Source organism: Thalassospira sp., from assembly GCF_030690045.1.
GTDB lineage: Bacteria > Pseudomonadota > Alphaproteobacteria > Rhodospirillales > Thalassospiraceae > Thalassospira.
The window spans coordinates 199,819-220,086 of the sequence record NZ_JAUYHK010000010.1 but is presented as its reverse complement, the minus strand read 5'-3'; the positions used below and the strand labels follow the sequence as shown (position 1 = coordinate 220,086).

Genomic DNA, 20,268 nt, shown 5'->3' with positions numbered 1-20,268 from the left:
GGGATTTACCCGCCATTTCCGACCTGATAGCGCCCGCCGGTTTTATGAACATCTGGCGGAATGCGGCGGCGTTCAAAGGCGGCATAGACATCATAGAGCCCCGGTGCCGGGGCGGCATCCATCGCATCATCGCCGAGATCGACGACATCGTCATTTTGATATTGCTGGTCAAAGACATGCACCGGCACGTTGGGCAATCCGGCGCGCAGGGCGGCATCAACCAACAGCCATACCGGTTCGATATCGCTGTTATCCAGCGCCAGGGCGGTTTCATTGGCACAGGCCCCCTGAAGAATGGCGGTTTGATCCTGTGCATTGTCGGTGTCGGGGCTGCTGTCGGGAAGGGGGATCAGATTGACGGCAAGATGGTGCGGGCTGTTGGGGATCAGGTCGTCGCGCGAGACGCGATAGATGCCGACCGGCACCCCGCCGGCATTTTCCGGCAGGGAACGGGCGGCAGAATCGTCATCGCCGCACAGGGTCAGGTTTTTGAATAATTGATAGCGGCCATTATTGGCCCGCAGCCAGACTTCGAGATTTTTCTCAAGCGTAAACACCCGCAGATAAACCGGGGTGCCAATCGCCAGACCAAATTCGGTCAGTTCCTGTTCCAGAGCGGGCAGGACGCGGGCGCGGATGCGGTCGGCCCCAAACCCGGCAAGGGCGGAAAGACGGTCGGTAAAGGCGTGATAATGCGCCGGAATCGGCGTGTAGGGCAGGGCGGCAATGGATGCCGCCCCGGCACCGATCAGAATCAGGATCGCATAGGTGCGCATGCGCATGGAAGGTCTCCGGTCAGGGATATTGCAACAGATCCGGAGAAAACCGGAGAGGCCACACACAACCACCAAAGCATGACCATAAAATGACCGAAACGGCGGCAATTAAGGCATTTCCGCCCTGATTTAACAGCAACAGGAAAGCAGGCAATATGAGTGACAGTATTGATCAAGGTTTTGTCGATCATTTTCAGGCCGATGTGCATCAGGCCTATCAGCGCATGGGATCGAAATTGCGCAATACGGTACGGGTGAAAAACGCCGTCAAGGGCGCGACCACCGTTTTTCAAAAAGTCGGCAAGGGGGTGGCAACCACCAAATCGCGCCACGGCAAGGTGCCGGTGATGAATCTGGATCATGACAGCGTGCGGTGTGATTTGCGCGATTATTATGCCGGGGACTGGGTCGATGCGCTTGATGAACTCAAGATCAACCATGATGAAAAAATGGTGCTGGCCAATGCCGGGGCATGGGCGCTGGGCCGGAAAACCGACGAGCTGATCATCAATGCCCTGTCGGGGACGCTGGATGTGATTGCCGATCAGGATGAGGGGCTGACACTTGCCAAAATCTTGTCGGCGTTTGAAGGCATGGGGGCGCGCGATGTGCCCGATGACGGGCAACGTTATGCGATTGTCGGCTGGAAACAATGGTCGGACTTGCTGGCGATCCGGGAATTTGCCAGCAGCGATTATGTCGGCGATGACGATCTGCCGTGGAAGGGGACACAGGCCAAACGTTGGCTTGGAACATTGTGGATGCCCCATTCCGGCCTGCCGGTGGCGGCAAATATCCGCTCGTGTTTCTGGTATCACCGCACCGCGATTGGCCATGCGATTGGCGCGGATGTGCAATCCGACATCACCTGGCACGGCGACCATGCGGCGCATTTCGTCAATAATTCCATGAGCCAGGGGGCGTGCCTGATTGATGGCGGCGGTGTGACCTGCCTTCAGGCCAAGGAATGATTTTTCCCCGATTTTCCAGACAGGAGTTTTAAGATGGCAGAAGGTTTCAAGGCCCGGAATCTGAGCGTTCTGGCCTATGCCAACGGCTTTACGCTTTGGCATTATATCACCCCGGATTTCGCGGTGGATGTCGATACCACCGGCTATTTCAACGATGCCCGCGACATGTTGCGGGTGGGCGATTTCATCATCGCCAATACCAACCGCGATGGCGGCATGTCGGGCGGGTTGTTCATCGTCGCCAGTTCGGCGCCCAACCTTGTCGATGTCCGCGATATGACGGCGGTGGGGACGAGCAATACGGACTGATCGGCACAGTCACCGATTTTGATTTTCTTTTCCCGACCCGTTCCTGATTTCAGGGGCGGTTTTTTTATGTCCAAGCAAGGAGAATGACATGAGCGATACCATTACCATTTGTTATGAAACCGATATTGACCAGTTCGCCCCGATTGCGGTTCCGACCGCATCTGTGCTGCCGTTCGCAGGCTCAGTTGCCCCGCAGGGGTATCTGTTGTGCGATGGCGCGGAAGTCAGTGCGACTGACTACGCAAATCTTTTCGCCCAAATCGGCACCATCTATGGTCAGGCATCCGAAGAAGGGCTTTTCAAACTTCCCGATCTTCGGGGGCGAATTCCGGTAGGTGCCGGGCAGGGTGAGGGCCTTGCGGATCGGGTGTTGGGCGGTTTTGGTGGTGCGGAAATGCATCAGCTTACCGTTGATGAGATGCCACGACACGAACATGCTTGGGGAAATTCTTTTTACAGTTTGGTTCGGGTTTCGGCGACAGGGGGTGAAGGGATCGGATCGGGTAGTGAAGACTATAGTAATCTGGCTTCCACAGGCTCTTTCCAAGGCGGCGACCAGCCGCACAACAATATGCAGCCTTTCTTGGTGCTGAACTACATCATCAAGGTCTGATTATACGCCTCTAACCATTTCCCTCGGCCCGGCAGCATTCCGCTGCCGGGTTTTTTTATGTTCTGAATAAGGAGAATATCCATGCAGTGTAATACCCCGGTTGCCAGCGAAGTCCTGAACGTTGTTCTGGCCGCAAATATCGCCCCGGATCGTCAGGATGACACCCAGCTTTTGCAGGCGATCAACGCCCTGATTGCGCAGGGTGGTTCCGGTGGCGGCAATGGTGGCGGTTCCGGCAGTGGTTTTGGGGCCGAAATCGGTTCGGTTTCAGCCTTTGCCATGCCGACCCCGCCGGAAGGTTGGCTGGTGTGTGATGGTTCGGCGGTTTCCCGGACTGACTATGCCGATCTGTTTGCAACCATCGGCACCCTTTGGGGGCATGGCAATCAGGTCAGTACCTTTAACCTGCCCGATCTGCGCGGCGAATTTATTCGCGGGTTTGACGATGGTCGTGGTGTAGATGTGGATCGTACTTTCGGTTCGGTGCAGCTTGATGCTGTTCAGAATTTTGAAGGTGAGGTGTATCTTAACAATGCAAATGCGAGTGCTCCAACCGGTATTTTTGAGATTATCTCCGGGCCAAGCAATAGAAATGGCACGGGAAGCACTGCAGCGAATGGATTGCGCATTAACGCTTCAAATGCTGTTCGGGTTGCCGATGAAACCCGCCCGCGTAACATTGCCATGACCTATGCGATCAAGGCGTTTTATCCGGTGGCGGCTGCCAGCCAAGCCTGATGAAACGATTGGCGGGGCCCGGTTTTCCGGGCTCCGTTTTTTCATGTGCCCGACGGGGGCAATCACCCTGCAAAATATCACCCAATCACAACAGGAAAAAAATCATGGCCTTAAGCGATGTAGCCCTGTGCGCCCGCGCATTGGTGATGATCGGGGCGGCGCCGATTGCGTCTTTTGCCGAGGAAACCACCGAGGCGGAGGTGGCCGCGATGTTGTATCCCGTCCTCCGCGACGGGATGCTGGCCGGGTATCCGTGGCGGTTTGCCGCGCGGGGTGGCTGGTTGTCGCGGTTGGGGGAGGGCGGGAATGATGCGGATGATGAGGGCGACAGTTTGTTTGCGCTGCCTGGTGATTTTATCCGGTTATTGTCGTTAAGCGGGGCAGGCGGGGATATTGCCCGGTTTGAATTGCGCCATCAGGCGGTTTCGTGTCCGGCGGGCCGGGCTGCGCGGGTTTATTTGCAGTATGTCGGGCGGTTGCCCGAGGCGTCGTTTCCGGCGTGGTTTGATCTGGCGTTGATTGCGCGGCTGGCGGCGGAATTTTGCCTGCCGCTGACCGAAAGTACCAGCCGGGCCGATTATCTGTCCAAACGCGCCGATGAATTGTTCCGTCAGGCGCGTCTGGCCGATGCGCAGCAATCGACCCCGCATGCCATTCGTGATTTCACCCTGTTGGAGGCCCGGTTGTGATGGCGCGGCGTATTCTGGAAAAAACCGCCTTTTCGGCCGGGGCGCTGGCCCCGTCCCTGTATGGGCGTGGCGATCTGGCGGCCTATGCCAACGGGGCGGCGGTGTTGCAAAATGTGGTGGTGGAACCTTCGGGCGGGGTGCGCCGCCGTGACGGGTTGCGCTTTGTCGCCACCCTGCCCGGTGTCACCCGGCTGGTGGCGTTTGAGTTCAATAGCGAGCAGACCTATTTGCTGGTGTTAAGCGCCAATCGGGTGGCGGTTTTTGAAGATGTCAAGGCGGTGACGTATTTTGAAAGCCCGTGGGCGGCAGAGCATCTGGCGCATCTGAGCTGGACGCAAAGTGCGGACAGTTTGTTGATCGTGCATCCCGAGTGCCCGCCGGTGCGTCTGACCCGGCACGGTGTTGAGGATTGGCGCATGACGACATGGGCGTGGCGAACCGATGGAACGCATGTGTTTTTGCCGTTTTACAAATTCGCCGCCGCCGACACCATCCTGACACCATCGGGGATCAATGGCACCATCACGGCCAGCGTGAATGAAGATGTGTTTGAGGTCGGTCATGTCGGGACGTTGTGGCGGATTAACGGGGTGGAGGCGACATTGAATGCGGTGGCCGGGCCGCGCAGCGCGACGATGGTTCTGAAAGCCGCCCTGCCCGATGCCGGACCGACACAGGATTTTCAGGAGGCGGCGTTTTCGGCGATGCGGGGCTGGCCGCGCAGTGTGACATTTCATCAGGACCGGATGATTATCGGCGGGTCGCGGGATTTGCCCAACCGGATCTGGATGTCGAAATCGGGCGATCTGTTCAATTTCGATCCCGGCGAGGGTCTGGATGATGAAGCGATTGAATTTGGCCTGCTGGCCGATCAGGTCAATGCGATTGTCGCGGTGTTTGCCGGGCGGCATTTGCAGGTGTTTACCAGCGGGTCGGAATGGATGGTGACGGGGGACCCGTTGACCCCGAAAAATGTCCAGATTACCCGGCAAACCCGGATTGGCAGCCAGACCGACCGCAATGTGCCGCCGGTCAGCATTGACGGGGCGACGATTTTTGCCGCCCGCAATGGCCGCGAAATTCGCGAATTTCTGTTTACCGATGTTGAACAGGCCTATGGCGCGGCCGATCTGGCGCTGTTATCGGGGCATCTGATCAATCGCCCGCGCGATCAGGCCTATGACGCGGACCGGCGTTTGTTGCATGTGGTGATGACGGACGGCAGCATGGCCACCCTGACCGCCTATCGCAGCGAAGCGGTGACGGCCTGGAGCTTGCAAAAAACCGCCGGAGCCTTTCGCGCCATCGCGGTATCGGGCGGGGTGGTTTATGTGGTGTGCGAACGGGCCGGGCGGTTTTTTCTGGAATGTTTCGATGCGTCTTGCGGGTTTGATTGCGCCAGCCGCAAAACCCTTGCCGAAGCATCGCCGTCGCGCCGCCATTGGGGCGATTTGCGGCATTTTGACGGATTGACACTGGCCGTTTGGGCCGATGACCGGATGTTTGGCGACATTGCGGTTGCGGGCGGCAGTCTGAGTGTGCCGGTCGCCAGCCACAGCATGATGGTCGGGTTTGCCTTTGAACATGTGATTGAACCTTTGCCACCGGTCGGGGCGGACGGGTCGCGCCCGCATGGCGGCAATGCGGTTCGGCTGATTGCCGCGACCCTTCGTTTGCATCAAACGGCAAGTTTGAAAATTGACGTCGGGCGAGGCCTTCGCGATGTGCCCTTGCGTCGCCGGGGCGATGGCCGGGTTCTGGACCGGCCGGGGGGATTGTTTGATGGCGATGTGACGGTCCGCGCCCTGGGATGGCGGCGCGGGGGATCGGAATCAGTATGGCGGATTGCCGGGGATTTTCCCCGGCCTTTTTGTCTTTTGGCAGTGAGTTGCGAATTGGGGGTGAATGACTGATGGGGGCTTTTGCATCATTGGCGCCGATGGCGATATCGGCCGTGCAGACCGGGCGCGAAATTTCGGCCCGGCGCAGCAGCGCACAGGCCGCCAGCGCCCAGACAGAGGCAGACCGTGCGGCACAGATTGCCGCCCTGCAAAGTGAACAGCAACAGCGCGCCCGGCAAAGGGCCGAACAGGCCCGGATCGCCGAGGCCACCCAGCGCGCCCGGCAGGGCGGGGCGGGATTGCAGGCGGGCGGGGCCGGGTCGGCCGCGGCGGTTCTGGCCGGGTTGCGCCGACGGGTGCTGGACGGCGATGCGGAGGATGCGCAAACCGCCGCCTTGCAGGCCGAACGTCTGAACCGCAATGCCGCCTATCAGCAGCAATCCTTGCTGTCATCCAGTCGCAACGAGACGCTGGCGCGGCTGACATCGTGGTTTGCATCGCGCAATGGTTTTGGGGGATAGGATGATGACGGACAGGACAGGTATTTTCAGCAATCCGGCCGATCCGGCCCGGATTACCTATGAGGGTGATGGCACATCGCGCGATTTTCCGTTTGGTTTTGCGGTGTTTGATGCCGCCGACATTGTAGTGCGTGTGGGGGATGAGGATGTTTCATCGGGGTTTCACATTGCCCTGAAAACCCCCGATGCCGGGCCGGGCGGCGTGGTGCGGTTTGAAAGTGCCCCGGCATCCGGGGTGGAAATCGGCATTCGCCGCCGGTTGCATCTGCGGCGGTTGAGCCGCTATCACAGCGGGTCGAGCCTGAGGGCCGATGCCCTTAATCATGATTTTGATTATATGCTGGCCGCGCTTGGCGATCTGGGCGCGGGCATGGCGGGGGTTTTGACCCTGCCCGATGGCGAGGCGGGCAAAAGCCTGATCTGGGATGAAAGTGGCAACCGCCTGATCAATGGGGCGGATGGGGCGGTGATTGCCGGGGCGCAGCAGCAGGGGCATCTGGCAACGGCGGCGGCACTGCGGGCCGAAACGGCACAAGACCGGGCCGAAAATGCCTTGCACGGCTTTATGCAACAGGGGGCGGGGCCGGTATTGGCGCTGGATTGTCGGGCGCAAAATACCGTGGCCTATGAAGATGAACGGCGCATGAAAATGATTGCCGCACCGGGTTATCGCGTGCTGGACCGGCGCGAAACCGGGGCGTTTGTGATGCTGTCGAATGGCGGGCGGGCCGATTTGCCCGCCTGTGCGGCGGCGGGCAACGGGGTGTGGTATCGCATCAGCAATGGCGACGGCACGCAGGTTGATATCCGGGCGCAAGGAAGCGACATTTTGCGCCCCGCCGACGGATCGGCCGAACAGGCCCTTGTGACCCTGCCGCTGCGCGGGGATGCGGTGGATGTGGTGTGTGACGGGATGCGCTGGCACATCCAGCCGGTGCGATCCGGCGGGCCGGTGGTCAAATTGCGACGGGTGGCGGTGCAAAATATTCCGGCCGATGGCGATTTCATCATCGAATGGGACAGTGTGCCGACCGATACCCATCATCTGTATGATGCCGCGATTGACGGTATCAACCATGTGCCGCCCGGCCATTATCACCTTGATATCGGTGTGTGTTTTGAACTGACCGCCGATGCGGTGCAGGGGATGGTTTATGTCGAACGGTTGGGGGCGGGGGGATGGAACCTGCATTTGCAGGGGATTGATACCCTGCCCGCCGGGCCGGGGGCGCGCAAGATTGTGCGCTGTGGCGGGATGATCCGGGCGGGGATTGGTGTGGACAATGCCTTTCGCGTGCGCGTGGTGCATGGATCGGATGACAGCCGCGTGATCCCGGCAAGCGACCTTCAGACCTGGTTTCATCTGGCGCGGATCGGCGCGTAACATTTTCATTTGGCGGAGAAAACATATGGCGATGCGGGTTTTGCCGCTGACCGGCACCCTGACTGTGGGGCGGGCCAGCCCCAAAATGGTGCGCAATCCGGGCGGTATCCTGATACCGGTTCTGGTTGATCAACCGGCCTTTGATCATGATGCCGCCGGGCGGCCTTTGGGATTGTTGATTGAGGAAGCGCGCAGCAATCTTTTGCGGCATTCCAACAGCTTTTCCAACATATTGTGGGAACGCGATGGCGGGGTGACGGTCAGCGCATCGGCGATTGCCGCACCGGATGGGGCGGCCCATGCGATGCGGCTTGATCTGCCCGGCGGGGCGGCGGGGCTGTATCAGCGGGTGGATAACCTTGCGACCGGGGCGGTTTATGCCTTTGCCATCTGGATGCGGGCGGTTGCGGGCAGTGCATCGGTTATGCTGGGCGGGATTGACGGGCCGTCGGGCCATGAGGTGACGGTTGGCGAAAGCTGGCACCGGGTCGGCTTTGCCGAAAGCGCATCGGACAGCACCCGTTATCCGAAAATCAGAAGTGCGAACGGGCAGGCGGCAAGCGTTGTGATCTGGAATGCGCAGCTTGAACGCGGCCCCAACCCCACCAGCGACATCATCAGCAATGGCAGCCCGGCGATGCGGGCCGGGGATGATGTGCGCTTGTTGCCCGGTGACTGGTTCCGGGCGGGGGCGGGGTGCTTTGTCTTTGACCTTGAAGTGCCGCCGGTATGGGACGGGACGGGGATTTGGCGGATTGTGCAGCTTTATTCCGCCAGTTTGAATGACGATCATCTTGATCTTGGCTTTGACCCGGCGGCGGGGCAATTGCGCATCAGCCTGCGCCGGGCCGGGCAGCAGATCATCAGCCAGTCGCTTTACGGGGCGCTTGCCCCCGGATCGCGGGTGAAAATCGCGCTGGCGTTTGATGATGACGGGGTGGCGGTGGCGTGTGGGGATGGGGTGCTGAAATCCCCGCCGGGATTTGCCTTGCCGCGCAATTTTTCAAATATTGTGATCGGGTCTTATGGCGGGGTGGACAAACATCTGAACGGGTATTTGCGCGGGATATCGTATTGGCCGGAACGGTTGCCCGATGCGCGGCTTTTGGCCATCAGTACAGTGACGGGAGAATAGAGATGGAAATACACCAGACGAACGGGCCGGACCCGATTGCGGAATTGCGCGCCGAACTTTTGCGCGGCTTGCCCGCCGATATCCGCCGGGTGCGCAATGCCTATCGCCGGGCGGCACAGGAAGCCGCCCTTGTCCGCGAGGCCAGGGATTTTGCGGCCCATCAGGCGGCGTGCAAGGCGGGGCTTGCGCATCTGGAAAGCCTGATCAAGCTGCTGCGCTGGGCCGGGGAGGAAACGGAAAAGGACCGGGCGGGTGGTGGTGGCGGCGGCAAGGGCGGGACGGCGGAAAACGCAACCCTGATTGCAGAAGCGCGGGCGGCGTTGGCGGGGGGAGGGTGAGGGGAGAGGGAAGGCCGACACCATATTGCGTCACACCCGCGAAAGCGGGTGTCTATGGGGCGTGATAATTGAGCATTGGATAGCTTAAAACAGAGGCACAAAATCTTGGAAATGCTTTTGGGTATCTTCGTTGAATAACTCAGTTACTCTGTTCATCAAGCGAAATGCCATATCCACGGATTTTTCGGGCCCTGAGATTGGACTTCCCTGCAATTTTAAGCAAGGCTGCATGAGACGCAATACGAATTGCTTCTGCATACGGACCGGGTTGGCGCCCCATGTCTAAAACCCGGCGTATTCCATTGCCCAATTCAGGACCTTCCAGTGACTCGAATATTTGTTCAAAGGAATCTATGGACTGTTTCGACATCAAAACAACATCCTGATCGTTCCATTCACGTGTTCGGGCAATATTCTTCAAAACTTCAAGTGGATTTCGACTATCTTCAAAATTACCTAATTTTTCGGAAAAAGCCCTTTCTAATCCTTCATCTACTACGTCATCGGGAGAAAAGTGATGCTTTCCTATATCGTAGAAAGACCAGCCATCGTTTTCATGTGCATCAATATACTTTGATATGATTTCATCTGCCCTGTCGCCTTGGTTGCACATGCGAAGCATTCTTATGGATGAATTAATATTTAAAGGGCTTATGATTTCAAGATTTTCCAATAATCCATTATATAATGCTTCTAGAAAATCATCATCATTAGTGGTCAATGATCCATGATATAAGTTATGCCAAGCATGCTCAAATGAATTATTTTCAGATGACTTTCTGAGTTTCGATTCTGATTTTGGAGCTGTTTCCTTTAATCTATTATCGTTGAAGTAACCAGATACTACCCCATCTAGTATGATGTTATCCATTTCGTCAGTAGAAAAATGAGGATATTCTGAAAGAATGTTGGCCCAGGATTGAGTTTGCTCATCCAGTTTTTTCTCGGACGCGCGTACTGAAACAGAAAGTTTATTATAGGTTCGGATAAATTCAATTGTTGGAGCTATTTTAGGTTGTTGGGTTGACCAAATTCCCAAGATCAAGGTGATCATAGCCTGCTCTATCAAAGGTTTAGATGCGCCGGATAGAATTTTGTTAAGCTTTTCCGATTGAATAACGATTTTGCGAATGACACGAATATTGGTGATCCCAAGTTTGGCAATCAAGGGGCGCAGCGCTTGTGACAAAGTATCATTTTCTGGCAACGCAATGTTCAGGGCTTCATCTGTGGTGAGGTCGAAGGTTAGGGAAATATCGACGACTTTCTCAATTTGCTGATCAAATTCATCTTTTTTATCTCCTAATTCCACGTCGTTGAGCAACAAGACGACTTTGGATTTCCGTTCTTCCTTAAGAAGGGAGGCAAGGCCAAGGATGTCTGTTATCTCCAAGCCTTTCCCTCGTCGTTCAAGGTCGTCAAGGCATACAATTTGGTTGCGCACCATCATAAAAGAAGATTTTAAAAGTTGTGTCGTTATTCTTTTGGCGGAAAATAAATTAAGAAATAAATCTAATAAATATCCAATAAAAGGAACGGATTTTCGACCAAATTTTTTAAGATTATTGAATCTATTTTTTAAAGTTTTAAGTGATGGTCCTTCAATTACTTTTTCAACAGAAATTGTGTTTTCAAACAAAGAATATTTTAGTTCCTCTAAAGAATTTATTCCGAATAGTGACACATATACGTAGTTTTTAAGAGAGATGTCTTTGTCTTTTGAGGATTCTTTCAGATACTGGTTCCAAGTATATGTCTTGCCAATACCCCATTTTCCCTTGATGCACAAAACTTCAGGGGTAGGTGAGGCAAGGAACCGTTTGATCTCGTTTTGAATGAGTTGCAACGACATGATTGTTCCCCCCCTGATTTCTGTATTTTTCGATTGTAGCGAGAAGATACAGGCAGGCCAACGACCAAAAATGTTGGCGATGGACAAGGCGTATTGCACCGCTGTCTGGATGCCGCCTGCGGGGGAAAGGCGGTGGCTTTTTGCGAGGGGAGGGTAAAAGGAGGATTGCCGGCGATATCGATATAAATCCGGTTATCCAACCAGCGCGGCAATCGTCGATATGTTGAGATAAAGGGTCAGCCCGTCGCCAGAGATTTCGGGCAAAGTGGTAAATCCGTATTGTTCGTAAAAGGATTTGGCTTTGGCATCGAGGGCATGGACCAGAATCACACGCGCCCCGATATGGTCGGCGGCAATCATGGCCCGCTTGAAAGCATCCTTGATCAGGGCTTCGCCAAGTCCCTGTCCCTGACAATCCTTGTGAACGGCAAGGCGGGCCAGCAGGATGGCGGGGACGGGGTGCCGTGGTAATCCCCTGACGAAGGCAGGGTCAACATTGGCGGGATTGATCTGGCTGGCAGAGGTGGCGTAATAGCCGCGGATCAGGTCGGTTCCGGTTTGAAGGGAAACATGGACCCGGCACATATTCTTTTTGGAATTTTGCCAGGCATAGCGGTCTATCCATTGATCCAGTGCGGCATCCCCGCACTCAAAATCGGCGGAAACATGGTGTCGCGCCAGCGGCACCGGCGGGGTATACAACATCATCATGCCCCTGCTGTCAGGCTTCAAATATCGTTTTTTTCGCAAACAGTTTGCGCAAGGCCGGGGCTGGTTCTGCGGGATGGTCGAGGGCATCATAGAATGCCGCGACCGCATCGGGATGCAGGGTAAAGACCGTCCGGTCGGCAAGGGCGATTTTGGCCTGAATCAGGGCGGATTGAATCAGATAGTCGGAAATGTTACGGGCCTGTGCGCTGTTGGCGCCTTTGCGGATCAGGCGTTCATCATCGGGGGTGACCCTGATTGAAAAACGACCGGTGAGCTGTTCTTCCGGGGCGGCGGTGTTCATCGGGGGCTCCTGTTGCAAGGCGGGCATGAGGCGGGATCGCGCCCGGCATGGCTGTGTGACATTGTCTGACAGGAATGTATGACAATGTCGGACAAAATGCAAGGATGTTGCGGCATTTGTCTGGTGTGTGAGGGTCGCGTTTATGTCGATCCCATCGACATATCGGGATGATGTGTCGATTTTTTACTGTTTTTTCGACATGAGGGGCGGATGGCGTAGCCATGCGGCTGGTTTGGTGTGTGCGGGGGGAGGATTTATGCCGCAGGTGATCGGGCAGGCGGGAAGTGCCGGGTTTGGGGAGTTTGTGTGGATCTGGAACCGGATGTTGGGCCTGAGCACGCCCGGCCATCATCGGCGTCTGGCCGGGTGGCTGGAGGGGTGCTGGTGCGGGGGGCAGCGGGATTTGCTGGTGCTGGCGTTTCGCAACAGTGGCAAATCGACCCTGATCGGGCTGTTTTGTGCGTGGGTGCTGTATGGCAATGCCGATTTGCGCATTCTGGTGCTGGCGGCCGATCTGGAACTGGCGAAAAAGATGGTGCGCAATGTCAAACGCATCATCGAACGCCATCCGTTGCTGGCCCGTCTGGTGCCGGGGCGGGCGGCGGATTGGGGGGCGGAGCGGTTTACCGTCAATCGCCCCGGCGAATTGCGCGATCCGTCGATGCAGGCCGTCGGGATTGGCGGCAATATTACCGGGTCGCGGGCCGATCTGGTGATTTGCGATGATGTCGAGGTGCCCAAAACCTGTGATTCCGTCCATAAACGCCATGAATTGCGCGAAAAACTGGGCGAAATTGCCTATGTCTTGTCGCCCGGCGGCAGCCAGATTTATATCGGCACCCCGCACAGCTATTATTCGATCTATGCCGATGAAGCCCGGCCCGAAACCGGCGAGGATGCGCCGTTTCTGGCCGGGTTTGCGCGGTTTTTCCTGCCGGTTCTGGACGATGCCGGGCAGTCGGCGTGGCCGGAACGGTTTTCGCCCGCCAAAATCGCCGACATCCGGCAACGCAGCGGAGAAGCGAAATTTGCCAGCCAGATGATGCTGGTGGCAGGGGCGGGCGAGGAGGGAGAGTTTGATCCGGCGCGCATGCATGCCTATGACGCCGTGCCGGAATTGCTGTTTGCCAATGGCGAGCAACGGTTGATGCTGGCGGGGCGGCGGATGGTGTCGGCATCGTGCCATTTCGATCCGTCCTTTGGCAGTGCCAATGGCGACGGGGCGGTAATTGCCGCGCTTTATGTCTGTGAGCAGGGGGAATACTGGCTTCAGGATATTGAATATTTGCGGTTTGATCCGGCACAGGTTGGCGTGGTGGACGAAGCCAGCCAGCTTTGCGCCCAGGCGGCACATTTTTTAAAAATTCACCAATTGCCGGTCGTCCGCGTCGAAAAAAACGGGGTCGGGCAGTTCCTGCCGGGCATTTTGCGGCGGGAGCTTAAAAATGTGCGCTGGGCGGCGTCGGTGGTGGAATACCATGAAAGCCGCAACAAGGATGCCCGCATCCGGGATGCCTTTGCATCGGTTCTGGGGGCGGGATTGTTACACGCCCATCGCGATATCTGGAAAACGCCGTTGATCCGTGAAATGCGCGAATGGAAGCCGGGCGGCGGCGGGCGGGATGACGGGCTGGACGCGGTGGCGGGATGTTTGTTGGCCGAACCGGTGCGCCTGCCGCGCATCGCCCGGCCGGCATGGGAAGGCGATTGGCGACCCGGCGCGCAGACCCGGACGGTCCGCAGCGATTTTGCGCCGTAAAACAGGCCTGATCACAAAAATGCGATTTTTATGGAAATTTCATTTTTTGATCCCAAATATAACTATATCAAAGGATAGTTTTTTCGACCGGATACTAAACCAAAAGGATAGAGCGGTTGGCAGGGACGAGGCGTTTGGTTTGTTGATTTGAGACGCAGGAGAGTGAAATCTGCCATTTTGGCAGGTGCCCTTGCGTACAAGACCGAAGGAGGGCCTGACCATGTGGAAAGCCATCAGCCTGTTAACCATGCTGGCCGCGACCATCACGATTGCGACCCCGGCCAGTGCGGCCCCGCCGGTATGCGGGGATCGTGAAAAAGTCCTGAGCAATCTGAGCGCCAAATATGCCGAGGAACCGGTTGCCGTCGGTGTGACCGCCAATGGCGGCGTGATCGAGGTTCTCAAGGCGCCGGACGGGGCAACCTGGACCATCCTGTTTACCCATCCATCCGGGCCAAGCTGCCTGATTGCTTCGGGCGAGGCGTGGCTGGAACTGACCCGCAAGATTTCCGGGCCGGGGGTTTGAGGGGTGGGAAGGACCATTCCTTTCCGTCACTCCCGCGCAGGCGGGAGTCCATGGTGCCGCGCGTTCGGATTGTTTGCCCGGAATGTGTAACGTGTTGAGATAGAAGATGGATTCCCGCCTGCGCGGGAATGACGGATGAGGGGGGAAGGGTTATCCGTTTCCGCCCCTGCCGCGATGATGGACTGTTCTGAGCGATTTCTTGCCGATGCCTCCTGACCTGCCCGCACCTTTGTTGGTGCGGGCTTTTTTTATGAAAGGAAGATTTTATGGACCCGTCAATTGATGTGATGTGGTGGATCAGTGCCGTGGAAATTCCGGCGGTGGCCGGGTTGTTCTGGCTGAACTGGCGGTTGCGGGGCGAGCTTTCGGGCCGTCTTGAGGCGCTGCGCGATAGTACGGGGGCCGACATTGCCGCCTGCCGCGAGGGGCTTGTGGCGTTTCGGCTGGATGTGGCGCGCAATTATGTGTCGATCCCGTATCTGAAAGATATCGAAAACCGCCTGACGGCGCATTTGTTGCGCATCGAGGCCAAGCTGGATTCCACCCCGAAACAGGAGGCCCGGCATGGTTAACAAAACCCGGATTGTTGTTGCCGATCCTCTTGTCGATCCGGCGCAATTGCCGGTGTGGGATGTTTTGGCCCGCACGCTGTATGGCGAGGCGCGGGGCGAGGATGCGCCGGGGATCGAGGCGGTGGCGATGGTGATTTTGAACCGTGTTGCGTATGCCTGCAAACGCGGCGGTTATTGGTGGGGCAATGATGTGGCGGCGGTGTGTTTGAAACCGTCGCAATTTTCCTGCTGGAATATCGGTGATCCCAACCGGGCGAAACTGTTGCGGCTTTGTGATGACGATGCGGCTTACCGGCTGTGTTGCCATGTGGCGCGCCGGGCATTGGCGGGGGATTTGCCCGATTTGGTATCGGGGGCGACCCATTATCATACGCGGGCGGTGCATCCGTGGTGGGCGCGGGGCCGGGTGCCGGTGGCCGCGATTGGCCGTCATGTGTTTTATGACAATATTGGATAGGAGAGACCCTTATGATACCGGCATTGCTTGCGCAAATCGGCCTGCCGCTTTTGATCCGGGCGGTGGGGGCGGGGCTGGGCACGATTGACCATCCGGTCGCCCAGACCGCCGCCGGGGGCCTGAAAGATATTGAAACCCTGATTGGCAAGGGCGAGGTGACAGACAACCAGATATTGGAAGCCAACCGCCATACAGAACGGATGGCAGAACTTGAATTATCGCGCGATGCCAGCGTGTTGGTGACGGTGAACCGCACCATCCGGGCCGAGGTGGGCAGCGAGGATGCCTTTGTCCGGCGGTGGCGGCCCAGCTTTGGCTATGCCGTTGCCCTGACCTGGGTGATGACGATGGGGGCGATTGCGGCGGCCATCCTGCTGACCCCGCACGAAGCCCCGGCAATTATCGCCGCCCTTGTCAATACCAGCCCGATCTGGGGCATTGCGCTGGGCGTGCTTGGGGTCAGTGTGGTGAAACGGAGTGCGGATAAGAGGTTGGGGTGATGGGGGAAAGGTTATTATGTGTAGTTGTGGGCTATGAATACTTCGATGTCTTGATCCGTATAACCGAGAAGTTTGCCCATTTTCCGGTCATATTCCCTGTAATCCTTTACGCGCTGATGAACGAGGTCGATCAATAACTGATGGGCCTGTTCCATTCTCCATGTTTCCGAAGGCAGGGCATAAAAGACGGCTTTGATGGTATGGTTGCCTTGTTGATAGGTTTCCTCGCGCCGGAAAATACGTTGGTTCTGGACATGGGGGGCAAATTCTGTTTCGGGGAAGTATCGGGCAGAACCAATCTCATCGGAAAACAGTGCAAGTGGCTTGGCACCGGCCAGCATCAGGTCACATTCCTGCCCTTCATGAGGCCCGATTCCGGGCAATATATCTGTTTGTCTGGGCATGATTTGATCTGGTGCCGGTGCCATTTTCTGTTCGGCCAAGTGTTCGGCAATTACAAATATGTTTATAGCATCGGGCAACAGGCTGTTTCGAGTGTAAAACGGCGTGAGAAGATCGAAAATCGGGAGAGGGAAAGTTTCCTTCTCCCGCCTGGAAACACCCGGTTTTTCAACCACCTGCCTTGAACCAATGACCGTCGTCAATACCTGGCCGATCTGGGGGATTGTATTTGGTGTGGGCGGGGGCGTGCGGTGGCATGGTCTCCGTCCTCTTTGGCGAGGTCCCAGTCTTTATCCAGGTTATGCAGTTCTTGATTTCAGCCTGTTTTCTATAGTAGTGTCAAAATATCGTAGAGATTTGCTAAGTTTTGACAAATTTTGTCGTTATTTTCATCGTTTGATTAATCTAACAGGAGCCGGGCAGTGATTTTGCGGTTCAGCGTACAGAACTATCTGTCATTCGATGAGGAGCAGGAAATCTCTTTCATCGCCAGCAAGCTGCGTGACCGGGATGATGGCCTGATTGATTTGGAGCATATTTCGTCCGGGTTACAGGGGCTTCCTGTTGCTGTGGTTTATGGTGCGAATGCGTCTGGCAAAAGTAATCTTTTGCGCGCGCTTTCTACAATGCGGCAGCTTGTTCTGTTTTCGCATAGTTCCAGCGGGCCGGGACAGGGGATAACCCGAAAGGCTTTTGCGCTTCGAGGTGCCTGCCAGAATGAAGAAACCAAATTCAGTATTGATTTTGTCCTGAATAATGTCCGCTATCACTATGGTTTTTCATTTGACGACGAGATGTATCGCGAGGAGTGGCTGCACTTCTATCCGGAGGGTTCACGTCGTGTGCTGTTTGAGCGTGAAGCTGGTGCGCCGGTAAAATTCGGCCCGTCTTTTAAGGGTGAAAAGAAAATACTCGAAAGCTTGATGCGGGAAAACAGCCTGTTCGTTTCTGTCGCAGCCCAGAATAATCAGGATATTTTGGGGGATGTTTTCAAATTCTTTGATCGAATTTCGATTGAATTGGAGCTTGATGGAAAGTTAGGGATTGCAAAAATCAAACGCGGGGATCGAGAATTTGACGAACGTTCAATTAAGTTTCTTAAATTAATAGGTGCGGGAATTGTCGGATTTCGCAGAAAAAATCCCGATGAATCCGAACATTTTTCAATGTTCTCTCAAATATTGAAACATCAAAGTAATTTTTCAAAAATTTTAAGAGAGCAATATGAAAAATTTCAAGATTTAGAATTGGGTCATGAAGGGAAAGGGGGAGAGATATTCTATTTTAACATTGATGATGAAAGCGCAGGTACTCGAAAAATTGTAGATATTCTGTCACAGATTTTCTCTGTGCTTGATAGAGGGGGATTTGTTGCAATAGACGAGATTGATATAAGTGTTCATTCTCAAGCGACCGAAGCCATTGTTGCGTTGTTTGCCAACAAGGCAACAAATCCGAATGGTGCGCAATTGCTGGCGACAACGCATGATACCAATTTGATGGCGTCGGATATCCTCCGAAGGGATGAAATCTGGCTGGTTGAAAAGAACCCTGAGGGAATGTCCGAACTGTTCCCCCTGACCGATATTCGGACCCGCAAGCAGGACAATATCGAAAAAGGTTATCTGGAGGGGCGCTATGGCGCGGTGCCGATGGTTGATATTCGGGATTTGATTGCGGAGGTCGGCTGTGGGGCGCAGAATTCCTGACCTCAAACGTCGGGGGTCGGTCCGGGCACCCAAGAAAACCTTCTATCTTTTTTGCGAGGGGAAAAATACGGAACCGGATTATTTTCGTGCCCTGAAACGCAAACTCCGTGACCGGTTGATCAGCGTCGAGCCAGTGCCTGCTGCCGGGGTGCCGTTTACGATTGCCCGGAAATCTGCTGATATGGCCAATGCAATTGGCAAGGGGGCAAAGCGTAAAAAAGCAAAACAGTCCTATCAGGAAGCCGATGAGGTCTGGGCGATATTTGACCGGGACGCGCATCCGCACATTGAAGAGGCCAAACAGCTTTGCCAATCAAATAACGTTGGTGTTGCTTTTTCCGATCCGTGTTTTGAACTTTGGCTGATTCTGCATATTCAGGATTTTGATGGCGGATGTGACCGGCACCAGATCCAGCGGGCGTTAAGGGGCGTGCTTGGCGGGTATGATCCAAACGAAGGCAAAACAGCCGATTTTACCGTGCTTCTTGATGAGATAGAGACGGCGGAAAAGAGGGCAGAAGTCCTGCTTGAACGGCGGACTCAGGAGGGTGACGATACGAACCCGTCAACGACAGTATTCAAGCTAACGCGGAAAATTCGGGGCGTTGATACGTAATTGGCTTGAATGATCGCTCATGCAGCCCGCAGGGATTTGCGCATATGCACGATAATGCCGCCGGTCCATGTTTCTTCGCGGTCAATTTTATAGCCGGTTTTCAGATAGATTTCGACGTTTTCGGCAAAGAGCTTGTTGGTATAAAGCCGGATTTCCGAGTGGCCGAGAGACTGTGCGACCTGTTCGGCATGGTTTAGCAATTTGCGGCCAAGGCCCTTGCCCTGACAGGCGGGGGCGATGGCGATATTTTCGATCAGAAGATGATCATCCTTTGGGATCATCTCGATCAGCCCCGCCAGCGTATCGCCCCAAAACAGCACATCAATCTGATGGTTTTTGACGGCTTCGGCGTAGTCGGCCTGCATGGGCAAGGGTTCGCGCCCGATGACGGGCACCCATTTGCCATAGGTTTCGCGAACCAGGGCGCGAATGGCATCCACGTCATCGGTACTTGCACGTTTAAGGAGGAGGGTTTCGCTCAATCGGGTGTTTCCTGTTCTGTTTGAAGTCGCCCCTTACACCCCCAAAACCGGTGCCCCCAAAACCGGCCGCATGAAATTGCGTTCATAGCTGATGATGCTGCGGTTGCGGGCTTCCATGTCCAGAATGGCGGTGCATTCCGGGTCGGCGGCCAGACGGTGGCGATAATCTTCATAGGCCGCAAGGCTGGGAAAGCTGAACAGGGCATAGGCGATGTTGCTGGCCCCTTCGCCGGGCAGGAAATAGCCGTGATGGGTGCCGCCCATGCGGTTGACCTTGTCGATCCAGAGGCGGGAATATTCCTCGAATTCGGCGATTTTATAGGGGTCGATGATGTATTTCAGGTGGCAGGTGATCATCGGGGGCTCCTTGATGTTGTGGGGGACATGGGGGCGGATTGGGGTGACGGCCCGATCATAAGACGTCTGTGATCCGTGTCACGCAACAATTGGGGTTGCGTCCTCATCCGGGAGCCTGTTGCGCGATGGGCTCCCGCGTGCGCGGGAGCGACGGGGAAGGAGGTTGTTTGCGGAAGGGAGCCGGGAAGGGCGGCGTGGAAGGGGTGCGGCGGGAACGGCACCGAAGGGGCGAGAGGGGACGGTGAGGCGACGGCGAAGGGTCCCCAAAAAATGCGGGGGTCCGGTGGCGGATCATTGCACTTTTGCGCGGGGCGACATAAATTCCCCCCATGACACAGGATTATATTTACCGGGTGCTGGGCAGTGACGAATGGGCGGAAGCCCTGTCGGCCGGGCATTACGAAGGGGCGGCGCATGATATCGCCGACGGGTTCATTCATTTTTCCACCCGTGCGACGCTGGCAGAAACGCTGGCGCTGCATTATCCGAAACGGCCGTGGCTGAAACTTTTGCATGTGCCGGTGGCCGTGGTGCAAGACAGGTTGAAATGGGAACCGGCCCGTGGCGGCACGCTGTTTCCCCATTTGTATGGGGTTTTGGCGGTGGAGGATGTGTTGCGGGTGGATGATTTGCCGCTGGATGAAGACGGCATTCATATCTTGCCGGACGGTTTGCGGGGTTGAGGTTTGCGGCTTTGAGGTTTGACCCT

At 56.0% G+C, this 20,268-nt stretch carries 25 protein-coding genes; 18 read left to right on the top strand and 7 right to left on the bottom strand.

The window, feature by feature from the left end; all coding sequences use genetic code 11:
* Nucleotides 1-5 precede the first annotated feature (5 nt).
* Nucleotides 6-782 (bottom strand): hypothetical protein, encoded by a 777-nt coding sequence (locus Q8O73_RS05700; protein ID WP_305556258.1) that lies wholly within the window; start codon nt 780-782, stop codon nt 6-8.
* 149 nt (nt 783-931) lie between these two features.
* On the opposite strand from Q8O73_RS05700, the gene Q8O73_RS05695 reads away from it, so the two are divergent.
* From Q8O73_RS05695 to Q8O73_RS05650, 10 genes are all read left to right on the top strand, one after another.
* Nucleotides 932-1,747, top strand: a complete 816-nt coding sequence (locus Q8O73_RS05695) for a phage capsid protein (RefSeq protein WP_305556255.1) — start codon at nt 932-934, stop codon at nt 1,745-1,747.
* Between the two features lie 33 nt (nt 1,748-1,780).
* Nucleotides 1,781-2,056: a hypothetical protein gene (locus Q8O73_RS05690; protein ID WP_305556252.1), complete on the top strand. Its 276-nt coding sequence runs from the start codon at nt 1,781-1,783 to the stop codon at nt 2,054-2,056.
* 88 nt (nt 2,057-2,144) lie between these two features.
* Nucleotides 2,145-2,669, top strand: a complete 525-nt coding sequence (locus Q8O73_RS05685; protein WP_305556249.1) for a phage tail protein — start codon at nt 2,145-2,147, stop codon at nt 2,667-2,669.
* Nucleotides 2,670-2,750: 81 nt separating this feature from the next.
* Nucleotides 2,751-3,407, top strand: coding sequence for a phage tail protein (locus Q8O73_RS05680; protein WP_305556246.1), 657 nt, complete (start codon nt 2,751-2,753; stop codon nt 3,405-3,407).
* A gap of 104 nt (nt 3,408-3,511) precedes the next feature.
* On the top strand, nt 3,512-4,096 hold the full coding sequence (locus Q8O73_RS05675) for a hypothetical protein (protein WP_305556243.1): 585 nt from the start codon (nt 3,512-3,514) through the stop codon (nt 4,094-4,096).
* Nucleotides 4,096-6,009 carry a hypothetical protein gene (locus Q8O73_RS05670; RefSeq protein ID WP_305556240.1) on the top strand — a complete coding sequence of 638 codons (1,914 nt, stop codon included), beginning with the start codon at nt 4,096-4,098 and terminating at the stop codon, nt 6,007-6,009. The genes Q8O73_RS05675 and Q8O73_RS05670 overlap by 1 nt, the downstream gene beginning before the upstream one ends.
* A complete protein-coding gene (locus Q8O73_RS05665; protein WP_305556237.1) occupies nt 6,009-6,458 on the top strand; it encodes a hypothetical protein in 450 nt (149 codons plus the stop codon). The genes Q8O73_RS05670 and Q8O73_RS05665 overlap by 1 nt, the downstream gene beginning before the upstream one ends.
* A 4-nt stretch (nt 6,459-6,462) precedes the next feature.
* Nucleotides 6,463-7,842 carry a hypothetical protein gene (locus Q8O73_RS05660; RefSeq protein WP_305556234.1) on the top strand — a complete coding sequence of 460 codons (1,380 nt, stop codon included), beginning with the start codon at nt 6,463-6,465 and terminating at the stop codon, nt 7,840-7,842.
* 25 nt (nt 7,843-7,867) lie between these two features.
* On the top strand, nt 7,868-8,977 hold the full coding sequence (locus tag Q8O73_RS05655) for a hypothetical protein (protein ID WP_305556231.1): 1,110 nt from the start codon (nt 7,868-7,870) through the stop codon (nt 8,975-8,977).
* Nucleotides 8,978-8,979: 2 nt separating this feature from the next.
* Entirely contained in the window at nt 8,980-9,315 is a 336-nt protein-coding gene (locus Q8O73_RS05650) for a hypothetical protein (RefSeq protein WP_305556228.1), read from the top strand.
* Nucleotides 9,316-9,454: 139 nt separating this feature from the next.
* On the opposite strand, the gene Q8O73_RS05645 is transcribed toward Q8O73_RS05650, so the two are convergent.
* The 3 genes from Q8O73_RS05645 to Q8O73_RS05635 all read right to left on the bottom strand — a co-directional run bounded on the left by Q8O73_RS05645 (nt 9,455) and on the right by Q8O73_RS05635 (nt 12,179).
* Nucleotides 9,455-11,167: a hypothetical protein gene (locus tag Q8O73_RS05645; RefSeq protein WP_305556225.1), complete on the bottom strand. Its 1,713-nt coding sequence runs from the start codon at nt 11,165-11,167 to the stop codon at nt 9,455-9,457.
* 192 nt (nt 11,168-11,359) lie between these two features.
* Nucleotides 11,360-11,878: a GNAT family N-acetyltransferase gene (locus Q8O73_RS05640; protein WP_305556222.1), complete on the bottom strand. Its 519-nt coding sequence runs from the start codon at nt 11,876-11,878 to the stop codon at nt 11,360-11,362.
* A 10-nt stretch (nt 11,879-11,888) separates the two neighbouring features.
* Entirely contained in the window at nt 11,889-12,179 is a 291-nt protein-coding gene (locus Q8O73_RS05635; protein WP_305556220.1) for a DUF1778 domain-containing protein, read from the bottom strand.
* Nucleotides 12,180-12,435: 256 nt separating this feature from the next.
* On the opposite strand from Q8O73_RS05635, the gene terL reads away from it, so the two are divergent.
* The 5 genes from terL (at nt 12,436) to Q8O73_RS05610 (ending at nt 15,993) form a co-directional block, all read left to right on the top strand.
* Nucleotides 12,436-13,938 carry a phage terminase large subunit gene (gene terL / locus Q8O73_RS05630; protein WP_305556218.1) on the top strand — a complete coding sequence of 501 codons (1,503 nt, stop codon included), beginning with the start codon at nt 12,436-12,438 and terminating at the stop codon, nt 13,936-13,938.
* Nucleotides 13,939-14,158: 220 nt separating this feature from the next.
* A complete protein-coding gene (locus tag Q8O73_RS05625) occupies nt 14,159-14,464 on the top strand; it encodes a hypothetical protein (RefSeq protein ID WP_305556216.1) in 306 nt (101 codons plus the stop codon).
* Between the two features lie 266 nt (nt 14,465-14,730).
* On the top strand, nt 14,731-15,036 hold the full coding sequence (locus Q8O73_RS05620; RefSeq protein ID WP_305556214.1) for a hypothetical protein: 306 nt from the start codon (nt 14,731-14,733) through the stop codon (nt 15,034-15,036).
* Complete coding sequence (locus tag Q8O73_RS05615) at nt 15,029-15,493, top strand: cell wall hydrolase (RefSeq protein ID WP_305556212.1); 465 nt, start codon at nt 15,029-15,031, stop codon at nt 15,491-15,493. The genes Q8O73_RS05620 and Q8O73_RS05615 overlap by 8 nt, the downstream gene beginning before the upstream one ends.
* A gap of 11 nt (nt 15,494-15,504) precedes the next feature.
* Nucleotides 15,505-15,993, top strand: a complete 489-nt coding sequence (locus Q8O73_RS05610) for a 3TM-type holin (RefSeq protein ID WP_305556210.1) — start codon at nt 15,505-15,507, stop codon at nt 15,991-15,993.
* A gap of 14 nt (nt 15,994-16,007) precedes the next feature.
* On the opposite strand, the gene Q8O73_RS05605 is transcribed toward Q8O73_RS05610, so the two are convergent.
* A complete protein-coding gene (locus Q8O73_RS05605; protein ID WP_305556208.1) occupies nt 16,008-16,598 on the bottom strand; it encodes a hypothetical protein in 591 nt (196 codons plus the stop codon).
* Nucleotides 16,599-16,817: 219 nt separating this feature from the next.
* On the opposite strand from Q8O73_RS05605, the gene Q8O73_RS05600 reads away from it, so the two are divergent.
* Complete coding sequence (locus Q8O73_RS05600) at nt 16,818-18,104, top strand: ATP/GTP-binding protein (protein ID WP_305556206.1); 1,287 nt, start codon at nt 16,818-16,820, stop codon at nt 18,102-18,104.
* The gene (locus Q8O73_RS05595; RefSeq protein ID WP_305556204.1) at nt 18,085-18,720 is read left to right on the top strand and encodes an RloB family protein; all 636 of its coding nucleotides are present in this window, start codon (nt 18,085-18,087) and stop codon (nt 18,718-18,720) included. Before Q8O73_RS05600 ends, Q8O73_RS05595 begins: the two co-directional genes overlap by 20 nt.
* Nucleotides 18,721-18,737: 17 nt before the next feature.
* On the opposite strand, the gene Q8O73_RS05590 is transcribed toward Q8O73_RS05595, so the two are convergent.
* Entirely contained in the window at nt 18,738-19,202 is a 465-nt protein-coding gene (locus Q8O73_RS05590; RefSeq protein WP_305556202.1) for a GNAT family N-acetyltransferase, read from the bottom strand.
* A gap of 33 nt (nt 19,203-19,235) precedes the next feature.
* On the bottom strand, nt 19,236-19,559 hold the full coding sequence (locus Q8O73_RS05585) for an NIPSNAP family protein (protein ID WP_305556200.1): 324 nt from the start codon (nt 19,557-19,559) through the stop codon (nt 19,236-19,238).
* Nucleotides 19,560-19,888: 329 nt separating this feature from the next.
* On the opposite strand from Q8O73_RS05585, the gene Q8O73_RS05580 reads away from it, so the two are divergent.
* Nucleotides 19,889-20,242: a DUF952 domain-containing protein gene (locus Q8O73_RS05580; protein WP_305556198.1), complete on the top strand. Its 354-nt coding sequence runs from the start codon at nt 19,889-19,891 to the stop codon at nt 20,240-20,242.
* Nucleotides 20,243-20,268: the final 26 nt, after the last annotated feature.

Bases quoted from the DNA above. Each gene is read 5' to 3' on its own strand.
- Q8O73_RS05700 (WP_305556258.1), bottom strand. From the start codon at position 782: ATGCGCATGCGCACCTATGCGATCCTGATTCTGATCGGTGCCGGGGCG.
- Q8O73_RS05695 (WP_305556255.1), top strand. From the start codon at position 932: ATGAGTGACAGTATTGATCAAGGTTTTGTCGATCATTTTCAGGCCGAT.
- Q8O73_RS05690 (WP_305556252.1), top strand. From the start codon at position 1,781: ATGGCAGAAGGTTTCAAGGCCCGGAATCTGAGCGTTCTGGCCTATGCC.
- Q8O73_RS05685 (WP_305556249.1), top strand. From the start codon at position 2,145: ATGAGCGATACCATTACCATTTGTTATGAAACCGATATTGACCAGTTC.
- Q8O73_RS05680 (WP_305556246.1), top strand. From the start codon at position 2,751: ATGCAGTGTAATACCCCGGTTGCCAGCGAAGTCCTGAACGTTGTTCTG.
- Q8O73_RS05675 (WP_305556243.1), top strand. From the start codon at position 3,512: ATGGCCTTAAGCGATGTAGCCCTGTGCGCCCGCGCATTGGTGATGATC.
- Q8O73_RS05670 (WP_305556240.1), top strand. From the start codon at position 4,096: ATGGCGCGGCGTATTCTGGAAAAAACCGCCTTTTCGGCCGGGGCGCTG.
- Q8O73_RS05665 (WP_305556237.1), top strand. From the start codon at position 6,009: ATGGGGGCTTTTGCATCATTGGCGCCGATGGCGATATCGGCCGTGCAG.
- Q8O73_RS05660 (WP_305556234.1), top strand. From the start codon at position 6,463: ATGACGGACAGGACAGGTATTTTCAGCAATCCGGCCGATCCGGCCCGG.
- Q8O73_RS05655 (WP_305556231.1), top strand. From the start codon at position 7,868: ATGGCGATGCGGGTTTTGCCGCTGACCGGCACCCTGACTGTGGGGCGG.
- Q8O73_RS05650 (WP_305556228.1), top strand. From the start codon at position 8,980: ATGGAAATACACCAGACGAACGGGCCGGACCCGATTGCGGAATTGCGC.
- Q8O73_RS05645 (WP_305556225.1), bottom strand. From the start codon at position 11,167: ATGTCGTTGCAACTCATTCAAAACGAGATCAAACGGTTCCTTGCCTCA.
- Q8O73_RS05640 (WP_305556222.1), bottom strand. From the start codon at position 11,878: ATGATGATGTTGTATACCCCGCCGGTGCCGCTGGCGCGACACCATGTT.
- Q8O73_RS05635 (WP_305556220.1), bottom strand. From the start codon at position 12,179: ATGAACACCGCCGCCCCGGAAGAACAGCTCACCGGTCGTTTTTCAATC.
- terL (WP_305556218.1), top strand. From the start codon at position 12,436: ATGCCGCAGGTGATCGGGCAGGCGGGAAGTGCCGGGTTTGGGGAGTTT.
- Q8O73_RS05625 (WP_305556216.1), top strand. From the start codon at position 14,159: ATGTGGAAAGCCATCAGCCTGTTAACCATGCTGGCCGCGACCATCACG.
- Q8O73_RS05620 (WP_305556214.1), top strand. From the start codon at position 14,731: ATGGACCCGTCAATTGATGTGATGTGGTGGATCAGTGCCGTGGAAATT.
- Q8O73_RS05615 (WP_305556212.1), top strand. From the start codon at position 15,029: ATGGTTAACAAAACCCGGATTGTTGTTGCCGATCCTCTTGTCGATCCG.
- Q8O73_RS05610 (WP_305556210.1), top strand. From the start codon at position 15,505: ATGATACCGGCATTGCTTGCGCAAATCGGCCTGCCGCTTTTGATCCGG.
- Q8O73_RS05585 (WP_305556200.1), bottom strand. From the start codon at position 19,559: ATGATCACCTGCCACCTGAAATACATCATCGACCCCTATAAAATCGCC.
- Q8O73_RS05580 (WP_305556198.1), top strand. From the start codon at position 19,889: ATGACACAGGATTATATTTACCGGGTGCTGGGCAGTGACGAATGGGCG.